Source organism: Persicitalea sp. (assembly GCF_041751555.1).
Lineage (GTDB): Bacteria > Bacteroidota > Bacteroidia > Cytophagales > Spirosomataceae > Persicitalea.
In genome coordinates this window covers 1-9478 of sequence record NZ_JBGSXF010000030.1, presented here as the reverse complement: position 1 = coordinate 9478, position 9478 = coordinate 1, and the positions used below count along the sequence as shown (strand labels likewise).

General features: G+C 51.0%; 10 protein-coding genes. 4 read left to right on the top strand and 6 right to left on the bottom strand.

From position 1 onward, the window contains the following. On the bottom strand, nucleotides 1–800 hold an 800-nt coding region (locus tag ACEW8P_RS00935; RefSeq protein ID WP_373511235.1), incomplete at its 3' end, for a 7TM diverse intracellular signaling domain-containing protein. Between the two features lie 101 nt (nucleotides 801–901). Here ACEW8P_RS00935 and ACEW8P_RS00930 point away from each other — a divergent pair. The 3 genes from ACEW8P_RS00930 to ACEW8P_RS00920 all read left to right on the top strand — a co-directional run bounded on the left by ACEW8P_RS00930 (nucleotide 902) and on the right by ACEW8P_RS00920 (nucleotide 5734). Beyond that, nucleotides 902–1687: a hypothetical protein gene (locus tag ACEW8P_RS00930; protein WP_373511234.1), complete on the top strand. Its 786-nt coding sequence runs from the start codon at nucleotides 902–904 to the stop codon at nucleotides 1685–1687. 160 nt (nucleotides 1688–1847) lie between these two features. After that, nucleotides 1848–4247, top strand: coding sequence for a GEVED domain-containing protein (locus ACEW8P_RS00925; protein ID WP_373511233.1), 2400 nt, complete (start codon nucleotides 1848–1850; stop codon nucleotides 4245–4247). Between the two features lie 35 nt (nucleotides 4248–4282). Then, nucleotides 4283–5734, top strand: coding sequence for a hypothetical protein (locus tag ACEW8P_RS00920; protein WP_373511232.1), 1452 nt, complete (start codon nucleotides 4283–4285; stop codon nucleotides 5732–5734). An 84-nt stretch (nucleotides 5735–5818) separates the two neighbouring features. Here the strand turns inward: ACEW8P_RS00920 and ACEW8P_RS00915 are convergent, their stop codons facing one another. After that, entirely contained in the window at nucleotides 5819–6319 is a 501-nt protein-coding gene (locus tag ACEW8P_RS00915) for a DUF4494 domain-containing protein (RefSeq protein ID WP_373511231.1), read from the bottom strand. Between the two features lie 175 nt (nucleotides 6320–6494). Beyond that, nucleotides 6495–6692 (bottom strand): DUF2188 domain-containing protein, encoded by a 198-nt coding sequence (locus ACEW8P_RS00910; RefSeq protein WP_373511230.1) that lies wholly within the window; start codon nucleotides 6690–6692, stop codon nucleotides 6495–6497. 252 nt (nucleotides 6693–6944) lie between these two features. Between ACEW8P_RS00910 and ACEW8P_RS00905 the strand changes: the two genes are divergently transcribed. After that, entirely contained in the window at nucleotides 6945–7574 is a 630-nt protein-coding gene (locus tag ACEW8P_RS00905) for a hypothetical protein (protein WP_373511229.1), read from the top strand. A gap of 91 nt (nucleotides 7575–7665) precedes the next feature. Here the strand turns inward: ACEW8P_RS00905 and msrA are convergent, their stop codons facing one another. From msrA to ACEW8P_RS00890, 3 genes are all read right to left on the bottom strand, one after another. Beyond that, nucleotides 7666–8334 (bottom strand): peptide-methionine (S)-S-oxide reductase MsrA, encoded by a 669-nt coding sequence (gene msrA / locus ACEW8P_RS00900; RefSeq protein WP_373511228.1) that lies wholly within the window; start codon nucleotides 8332–8334, stop codon nucleotides 7666–7668. Nucleotides 8335–8429: 95 nt separating this feature from the next. Next, the gene (locus tag ACEW8P_RS00895) at nucleotides 8430–8963 is read right to left on the bottom strand and encodes a dihydrofolate reductase family protein (RefSeq protein ID WP_373511227.1); all 534 of its coding nucleotides are present in this window, start codon (nucleotides 8961–8963) and stop codon (nucleotides 8430–8432) included. Between the two features lie 19 nt (nucleotides 8964–8982). Continuing rightward, entirely contained in the window at nucleotides 8983–9345 is a 363-nt protein-coding gene (locus tag ACEW8P_RS00890; protein WP_373511226.1) for a hypothetical protein, read from the bottom strand. Between the last annotated feature and the right edge of the window lie 133 nt (nucleotides 9346–9478).

Below are 9478 nucleotides of genomic sequence, written 5' to 3'. Positions count from 1 at the left end.
AGCGCGGTGTAGAGCATCTGAACGGGTTCGTTGAGCACGGTAAAGAACTTTGGAACCCCCCCGACCCAGTAGCCCAGAAAAAACAGCGAGTCGGTTTTGGTAGAAAAGTAGAGAGCCACGCCGCCCAGGTACAGGCCGTAGTACAGGTAAAGAGAATCGCGTGTGGTGATGTACAAAAAAGCCACAAAAAGAAAAATGGCCAGCACGGCTCCCAAAATCAGCACGCTGAGATACACGCCGTTGAAGTTCCGGGAATACATGGACCAGAAATCACTTTTCAGCCCTTCATCGGTTTGAAGCCAAAGATTGGCGTCGGATTGCGGGTAGTAATCGTTTTCCAGCTTTACCAGAAAAGAAAGACGTTGTCCGGCCAAAAGGTCGATTGGCAAGCGACAATTATCGAATCGGTAGTCCACCTCATGGTACGAAACGTAGGCTCCAATCTGCCGATGCGTCCAGGTTTTGAAATTGTCTTCTGAATAGTAAAAATGGACGACGTCGTTGTGGTAAGGAGACTGAAAAATGCGACGTTGCGGGGTAGTAAGATCGTTGAGCAGGTCAAAGCGCAGCCACTGTACGCTGTCGCGCCCGACGATCCCGTCCGAGACTGCCCGGCTGAAAGTACCGGCCGCCAGTGTGTCGGTGGGTAGGTTGCGGCTTTCAGTAACGCGCCAAGCCGCCAGGCTAAGCAAAGTAGTATCCGCCGTAATGTCAGATACCTTGATTGTAGGTACGGATTGAGCCAGCAGAAGCGATTTGACAGGAAGGAAGAGAATCGCTGCGAGTAGTAGTTTCCGCATGGTAGAGAACGGGCCGATTTTTGTTTCGGGTCCCAATATACGCAATCGCGAATTTTCCCAGCCCCTCACACGGCACCAGTCTAGCGGCAAATTGTTTATTTTTGAAAAATTTCAACCACAAACCAAACACACCCGACTTCGTGATGCCTAGTTTCAAACCTCTGCTTTTCCTGACAATCGCCAGCCTGATTGTAGGAACCAATGCCGCTCAAGCCCAAACTAAACCCGCCAAAAAGCCCGTCAGCGACGCCTACCGTAACGCGCAATGGAAGCCCGAAAAGGGGAAGTACTATTTCAGCCACGCGCTGATCTACGAATACACCCGAAAGCGCGACGATCTCAAAGGTGAGCTATGGATCTTTATCGATCCCGTCACGGGGACAATGTGTTTCCAGCGGGAAAGCAGTTTCGGCGCCACCGACGACATGAACGAGGCGATTATTGCACTGCCCGATGGCAAAATGATCGCCTGCGGCAAGACTGAGTCGGGAAAGAAAATCCGGGAAATGTTCCAGAATCGCTCGGTAAAACCCGAAGCCGATGAGGTGAAGTTTCAGCAGGAAACCTTTAGGGAGCAATGCAAACCCACCGGAAACCAGCGCAACGACTTCGGGTGGGAAAGTCAGGAGTACGTTTTGTCGTATCTCAAGACCAACGAAAGCACCAAGCTATGGGTAGCCGAAGTACCGTTCAACGTGTATCCGCTGTATGCTTTCGACGAATGGGAGGGCGACGCTCAACTACCCGTATCATTCAGCTATGCGTACCTGTTGGGGCCTCGTCAACTCGTCACTGAATCCGAGGATCAGTACGGATCACTGAAACTAGTGAGTTACGAACCTAACCCTTTCTCTCTGGATTTGAATCAGTACGCCAAACAGTATTGAAAAGTACTTAGAATTATTTTTGGCGTTCGTACTTTTCAAAAAAGCTACTATCTCGCATCAAAATGTTAACCTATGTTATAAAATAAGTTTCATAAACGTAGAAAACGGCACTTTATTTGTAGTAAAAGTACCTTCTTGTAACCTATAATCGAGGGGTATTTTGAAGATATTTATTGTGCTGTATTCTCGCCTTATCAAGCCCGTGTGCGGAGTAATTATCCTCTTGTCGTGGGCTTACGACGGTGTAGGCCAAAAGATAGACTGCCGAAGTCCTGAACCCACTTCTCAGGAAATAGCAACCAGGGAAGCCAGAATCAAAGAGCTGGGGCAAAATGGGAGGAACGGGCGAATGATGGCGGGCGGCTACACCTTTATACCTATACGCTTTCACATCCTCCGGCGCAGCAACGGTACCGATGGGGCCTCGGTGGGCGAAATGAACGCCGCACTAGCGTCTATCAACCGCGAGTACCAGGAAAGCGAGATGCAGTTTTACCTGGCAGGCAGCGGGCCAAACTATATTGACAGCGATACCTACTACGACTACGAATACACAGAAGAAGACGCCCTCGCCAACGCCAACGACGTAAATAATGCCGTGAACGTGTATGTGGTCGGGACGCTCAATTTCCAGGCATCCAGCGTGACGGGTTACGCCTACTACCCCTCGGTGCTGGCGAGCAGCAACCGGGTGTTTGTCAGGGCTGACCGACTGGATGATGGTCGCACGCTACCCCACGAGTTGGGCCACTACTTCAATCTGCTGCACACTCTCCATAATAACACTAATCCCGATCTATCGCTTCGTGAGTTAGTCACTCGCGGGCCGGGAGCCAACTGCACCACGGCGGGCGACCTGCTTTGTGATACACCTGCCGACCCCTATGGCCTGGCGGGGGCTACTACTTCCGGCTGTTCCTACACGGGAACCGTCGAGGATGCCAACGGCGATTTGTACCAACCCGCGCTCAACAATATAATGTCGTACTACTACCTCTGCGGCAACGACTTCACACCTGGCCAGCACGATCGCATGAAGGATGGCTTACTGCTGAGGACAGCCCCAAACAACCAGTACACACTCGACTTTCCACCTTCCTCTCTGGTACCCACGCAGGTAATAGCCAACCAGACTGACGGAGGCGTGCAAGTGACATTCAACGACCCCGGCAATGGCGAAAGCGGCTTCATTGTGGAGCGTTCGGAGAGCAGCGCCAACGCTTACGTTCCCATCGTAGGGCTAATTCCCAATGTGACCAGCTATCTCGATGCCACCGTCAGTCCCAACACCCTGTATTACTACCGCGTGCGAGTCGCCAATGGCATTCAATACAGCGCGGCGGACACGGCTATGGTGGAGCTTTTTTACTGCAAGCCTTCGTATTCCTCAGCGTGTTCGCCCGTCTTGATCGCCGACTTTTTATTGAGTAAAAGCTCCACTACCCTGATTTCCCAGCTTGATTCGGGCTGCGGCATTAAGAGTTACAGCGATTTTTCTGCTACGGAAGTAGCCGTAGAGGCCGGGCAAAGCTATAACTTCACAGCACGGGCGGTGCCGGGCGGTAGCGGCACCTTTTTTCCGCAACACCTGTCAATTTGGGTGGATGTAGACCGCAACAGCATATTTGAAACTGCCGAACTACTGTTCCAATCGTCAAGCGGTGACGACATGTCGCCTACTGTGTCGGGCACAATAAGCATTCCGGCCTCGGCTGCCTTCGGCCCGACGCGCATGCGGGTTCGTTCGCGCTTCCGCGACAACGGACTGGTGACCGATCCCTGCAGCCCGTTACAGTTCGGCGAGGCGGAGGATTACACGCTGATCATCCAATCGCCCGCACCTCCCCCCACGACCTTGAACCTGAAAGTATTCCTGGAAGGCCCCTATATCGCCAACACCGGACTGATGGTTACCACGCTGAATCAGCGCGGCTTGCTGCCCGGCCAAACGCCTGTTGGCTCGTCAGCCACAGCCACACCCGGCGGGCAGCCGTACAATGGGAGCCCGTGGGACTACAACGGAGCCGAGTCGGAAAGCAACTACCAGGGCAATGTGGTGGATTGGATACTTATTTCATTAAGGGAGGGGTTTCCTTCCGTGAACAATACGGTATTCCGCACGGCGGCCTTGCTGCGCAACGACGGGCAAGTGACATTGGTTGACAGTTTGCCGAAGCTATCACTCAGCCAATCGTACTACGTTGTGGTTGAGCATCGTAACCATTTGGGGGTAATGTCTCAAGTACCTGTTTCGGTACAAAACGGAACACTTTCTTACAATTTTACTACCCAGGATTCCTATACAAATACCAGCCCCATTTCGGTGGGCCAAAAGCAAATCGGCACGGTGTTTGCGATGCATTGCTGTGACGGCAACAAAAATTTACCCGATGAAGATTTTGTAATCAATGCCAGCGACTATCTGCTTTGGCTGAATGCTAACGGGGCATTTGACTTCTATTCCAGCGCTGATTTTGATATGGATGCCCAAATCTCGGCCTTCGACAAGTTGATTTGGAATACTAACAATGGCAAATTCTCTCTGGTCGGAAGGCAATGATTTTTTTTAAAATTGATTAACCTATTCTAAGTAAAATGCTAAACTCTATCCTCCGGACAAGCGGGCCTGTACGCCCTTTCCTGTTTGTATTTTTTCTGGTTCTCACCACGGCAAACGCCTTTGCCCAAAACGGCGGATACGACCTGCGGCTGGTGCAGGAGTCGGTAAACTGCGTGACTCGTAAAGTTACCTTCGCGGCTCAGATTCAGGCTTCCAGTGCGGATAGTACCTTCATCCTGGGTACTTCGAGTCTGCCTTTCACCATTTCCACGAACGCTTTGACCAACCCGGTGCTATCTTCCCTGGACAATTATTCGGGGGGAAAATACGGAACGCTCACTCTGAGTACACAGGGTTCGGTATTGACCCTGAACGTAGTTTATAATGGTAGCGCTCCGTATAACGATTCTGTCAACGTGACCAATAATTGGATAGACATCGCGCACCTGACGTTCGATATTCCGAGTTTGTCTGACGGCTGTTACACCGCCGCCTGGAACGGAGCGGGCTCTTTTCCCAGTATTAAGGTATCGCAAGTAAGGATAACTGCCGGATCGGCCACCGAAACCCCCGCTTTTCCCGGTACATTCACCGACGCCACGGCCTGCGCCTTTGCGGGTAGCCTGCCCACAGCCACCATCTCGGGCGACACGACCATCAATTCCGGCGGGGAAGCCCTTCTAAGAGTCAGCTTCGGCGGCCCGTCGCCGACCTCGATTAGTGTGGCAGGAATATCTTACAATAATCTCTCGCAGAGCCCTTTGCTCATCAACTTATTTCCTGACAACACTACCACCTACACCATCGACTCTGTAACTAACGCCTGTGGCAGAGGAACGGTGTCGGGTAGCGCCACGGTGACGATCGCGGCCGTTCCTCCGGTCGATACCATCGCCACACTCAACATCGCCGCCGACACGGTCTGCCGGGATAGCGAAGTACAGGTATCTTTCACTACCAACGCATTTTTTAACTCGGCCAACGAGTTCAAAGTGCAGTTGTCCGACGCCAACGGAGCCAATTTTACCGATATTTCCACTACGAGTACCCCGACGCCAGGATCACTCAGCGCTACCATTCCGGCCAATCTACCAGCGGGTGCTGGCTACCGCTTGCGCGTAGTGTCTACGGGGCCGGGCATCGTGGGTTCACCTACTGCTCCCTTCGCTATCGCGGCGGCTCCCACCGCTACTCTTTCAGGGAATACCACGATCACGAGTGGTAACTCGGCCAACCTTACCGTGAACTTTACCGGAAGAGCGCCCTGGAAACTCAAACTCTCCGATGGCAGTGAGTTCACCACCTCAGCGAATCCGTTTGTCATCTCTGTATCGCCCACCGAAACCACGACCTACTCGCTTAGCACGCTGGAAGACGCCTGCACCGAAGGTTCCACTTCGGGTAGCGCCACTATTACGGTACAGCCGATAGGCGAACCATGCAGTACGCTGTGCGTCCCCGTAACGGCTATCGTCATCAAAATGTAATTTTTTTAACAAAAGCGTCGGCGTTACTATGAAAAAATTAATTCCATACTGACGCCGACGCTTTCTTTCAACAACTACAACACGCTAAACCGCCGCCTCCCGTTCGGCTTGCACTTCGGCTACGGGCCGAAAATTGGGCGGTACTACTTCCTCAGTCGCGCCCGCCTCGTAGGGGAACACATCCAGAATCGGCGTAAGGTTCATATCCGTCGTTTCGTAGGGAATCAGCATCGTACGCTGACTTTCGGTGATTCGTTCCAAGGCCTCCGTAATGTTTTCGGCGTTCAGCAACACGTAGTTGACGACCTTTTTTTCCTTCCCGCTCTTTTCGTCGATCGAGTAAAAAACTACCTTAGCCTTGAACCACTTTTCGCCCCCCTCGAAGGTAAGCAAGTCCGCCAGCCGCATCCGCGTGATGGCCGTGACGGTGAAGTCCGTGACTCCCGTTACGATTTGGCCATAGAGCCGTGCCTCGGCTTCGGTGTAAGTGAGGGCATCCACGAGGTACGCCTCATTGGTAGTTTTCAGTCTTCCGTTTTCGTCTTCTTTTTGGTAACGTATTTTTCCTAAGTACCAGCTTGCCATTTGGTCAATTTTGAATGAGTGAATTATTGAATAAACCTTTACCATTGGATGAATCTGTGCATTTATCGGCAATAAAAAAGAGGCAGGCGGGGTTAGCCGTCTTGCCTCTTTGGGGTTGGCAAAAGTACGTTTTTTCCAGCTTTCTTGCCAGAGAAATTCTTTCTGAACTTAACTCTCAGGGAGCCTTATCCTTGCGGATTTTCTTGTTGCGATTTTTGCCCCACTCTTCGGCTTTGGCCGTGGCAATGGGGATGGCGCGGTCTTCGTCGTAGCCCTCGTCCAGCAGGGCGTTGGCGATTTCGATGGCTTTGTTGCGAACGGGTCCCATGAAATTTTTCAGCGACGGCGGATATTCTTTCTTGGTCCAGGGCATATTTTTAATAAAAAGTGAAAAATATAGAATGGACAATGCGCGTGAAGCTTCCTTCGTCAGACGTTCTTGAATAAATTTTTGCTCAGTTGATTTAAAAAAAATCTGTGCCAGAAAAATTAAACTGTCCACGTCGCAGTCAGTCGTAGAGGCGTTAGGAGTTTTAGGTTTTTTTTAAAAGAAAACGATTCTGAACGCAAGGGGACGCACTTGGCGTTCTACCACCTATTCACAAAAGCATAATCACTAGAAACAATGAAGAAATTAATCAGCGCGGTAGGCTTACTAGCCGTTGTCGTTTTACTCACTCAATGCGGGGTCAGCAATCAAGTCAAGGAAGCCAAAACCTTCGGCGATTGCCGCTACGCTATCTCTTCCGTGGACAGCATCTACCTGGCCGGAACAGATGTTCGTGAATTCAGGAATATTAAGAGTGTCAAGGACTTGGACCCTACCAAGTACCCACAACTAGGCTTGGCGCTGCTGCGAAAGAAAGTACCGCTGGATTTGCGCGTTAATCTCGACATCGTAAACCCAACCAAAAACCTGGCGGCGATCAATCAATTGGAATACATCGTGTTGTTGTCCAAAAGTGAAGTTTTTAGAGGTGTCCTGAACCGCCGTATCGAGGTGTACCCCGGGACGGGCAGCACGCAGGTACCCGTGCAACTCAGTACCAACGCCTACGACCTGATCGCCAATGATGAAACCCGCGACAGCTTCGTGGCTATGATCCAATCGCTCTCCGGCAAAGACGATAGCAAACCCGCCGTCCTGACGGTCAAAATCAAGCCCACACTATCCGTAGGCGACAAAGCCGTCAACTACCCCGGCTACATCACCTTCGAGCAGGAGATTACGAGTAATATGGTGCTGGGGAAGTGAAATAAGGCACAAAGCTCCAAAGGCACAGAGTGAAAATTGTCAGCGACGATCACTTTGTGCCTTTGGAACTTTGCCTCCTTGTGCCTCTGAACTAAACTCCCTCCTTCAAAGCCCCCCCATAAGCCGCCTTGAATTTCCTGAAGCGCGGGAGAGACACATTCTGGACGTAAGAACTGCCGGGATTGTGTTCGATGTAGTCCTGGTGATAGCCCTCGGCGCGGTAGAACTTATCGAGACTTTTTAGCTCTGTCGTGATCTTGCCATTGAAGCGATCTTTGTTCATCTCAGCCGTCAGGCGCTCGGCGGTTGCTTTTTCCTCGGGGGTCTGGTAAAAAAGGATAGAGCGGTACGACGTGCCACGATCCGGTCCCTGCTGGTTGAGGGTAGTAGGGTCGTGCGACAGGTAGAAAATCTTTACCAGTTCTTCGTAGTTGACCTTGGCGGGATCATAGTAAACCAGCACCGTTTCAGCGTGGCCCGTAGTTTCGGTGTTTACCAGGTCGTAGGTCGGATTATTTGTGTGGCCGCCCGCGTAGCCGGAAATAACCGAGTCTACACCCACGACCGCCTCAAAAATCTCCTCGGTACACCAGAAGCAGCCTTCGGCAAAAGCCGCCGTAGCTTGTCCGGCGGGAGCCTCGATAGCCACATCGCGCACGGGGCTATTGTCATTTCCTTTATTTTGACTCATGGTCTCGCACGAGGCGGCACCCAGCATCAGACTGGCGGCGGCTAGAGCGATGTTTCTGTATAGCATCATTTTTTGTGTTTGATTAGTTTGTGGGGTTAAAACGCGTGGCTAGCGGTTTGTGTTTCACAATCAGTATCTGAGTAAGGTCAGATCAGAGTTTGGGACTAATAGATAATCTTATAAGTCATGATCTGTAAACCATCCTCGTAGACTGCTGACTCAATTAATTCAGTTTGAAAGCTCTGCTTTGAATCTCCGAAAAGTCTAACGCCTTTTCCCAAGATCAATGGGTTGAGTTTGATCTTCAAAACATCGACTTTATGATTATCCAGCAGCCAACCGGCAAACTGTCCGCCGCCACACAGATAGACATCCGTCTTGGACTGCGCCCTGATTTTCTCAACTTCCTCTAATTGGATGGGGAGTACCTTTACCTTTTCGTCCTGCTCCACGAAGGTCAGGCTATCGGAAAAAATAAAGTGCTTCATGTGCGGGTAAGCGGCCTGACCAGGCTTCAGACCGAACTTGTACCCGAACTCGTAGGTGTTACGGCCCATAATCACCGTGTCGAACGCGGCCAAATCACTCAGGTACTTGTCCACGCCATTACCTTTGGCCTTGAATCCACTGCTATCTCCGTTTTCGCCGGAGATAAACCCGTCCAGTGAAATTGCGACGTAGTACACGATATTCTTCATGACTTTATGCTTCGTTCTGTTATTCCTTCCTCCTTCCCTTGAAAGTACCTTGCGCCAAAGTACCCAACTTGGCCTTCCCGCTCACAGCATCGTTCTCTATCTTTCCGTCATATTCAATCGTATTATCCTGCACCGTAAATTCCAGGTGGAAGGTGCTGTCCTTAGTCATCCCCGTCAGATTGGATTCTCCCAGTTGTCCCTGGTAAGTACCCGTGATTTTTCCTTCGGCGTCCTGCTTCAGGACAAAAGTAGGGCTGCCGCTTCCTGCGTCAGTTTCTACGTCGAACACCCAGGTTCCGGTCAGGTCGGTTTTGCTTTGGGCGAAACTTGAACTGACTCCCAGGATGAGCATGAAGAATAAAATCGTGTTTAGCTTTTTCATTTGAAAATAATTTTTGGTGGAAAATTTTAAAGTACGGTTAAATCTTCAATTTGCCCCGCTACTCTGATTACTAATCAACAATACCTGGCACGATCCGCAGGTGTAGTTTGGTTTTATCCTTGGGCCATTTGAG